The 743-nt window shown below is 47.9% G+C and carries 1 protein-coding gene and 1 pseudogene; both read left to right on the plus strand.

The annotated features are described in order from the left end of the window. Positions 1 to 85: pseudogene (locus tag R7Q48_RS27020) on the plus strand (EscJ/YscJ/HrcJ family type III secretion inner membrane ring protein); the annotation flags it as partial. Next, on the plus strand, positions 78 to 743 hold the full coding sequence (vscK, locus tag R7Q48_RS27025) for a SctK family type III secretion system sorting platform protein VscK (RefSeq protein ID WP_021448596.1): 666 nt from the start codon (positions 78 to 80) through the stop codon (positions 741 to 743). The pseudogene R7Q48_RS27020 and the gene vscK, both read left to right, overlap by 8 nt.

Consider the following 743-nt stretch of genomic DNA (forward strand, 5'->3'; position numbering starts at 1 on the left):
GATTTTAGTGTTTATGGTACTGCTATTGATTGGCTCGAATGTCGCGACGTTCACGTGGTGCCGCAGGAGCGCAAAGCGTGGTTAAACCTGAAACACCGATGGCTCAGGTGCTGCATCAGTTCAACTACTGCCCATGTCAGTACCTAGAGCAAAACTGGATCGTGCCAAAACAGCCTTGGCTTCTTAATCTGGATGGCTGGCGAGATAACCCAAACTTCAACCTTTGGTGTCTAGAAGAGTGGGCGCTTGCGCCTGTTCCAGAAACGGCTTTTAACAAGCCACACCATAGCTTGGCTCTGCTTCCTCCTGATGCGCTCAGTACGTTAATGCTCACCATTGGCGGGGCGTTGCACAGTTTTGCGATGCGCCAAGTGGTACTTAAAAAGCCCAAGCAGTGTTTGAACAACGTGTTTGGTTTGGATATCGCCCGTTTTCTTATACAGCAAGGGCCGATGTTGTTGTCACAATGGCCGAAAGGTTGGCAAAAAGCGCTACCAGACATGATGAAAGAAGACGAAGTTGAACGTCACATGCTCAAACAGGGCTACGCATGGATGAAGTTCATCTTAGCGAGCTCTTCTCACGATATTTTGCTCCGTTGGCAGTTCAAGCTCGATCAATCACTTAGCCAAGTGAAAGAAAACACCTCTTGGCTCGTTGAAGAGCAGCGTGATCTCGCGTACCGACTCACCAAAAAAATCGCAAAACAGGTTATTCCCCAATGGTTTCATTTGTTGAAATAA

It is taken from the genome of Vibrio sp. 378, assembly GCF_033339435.1.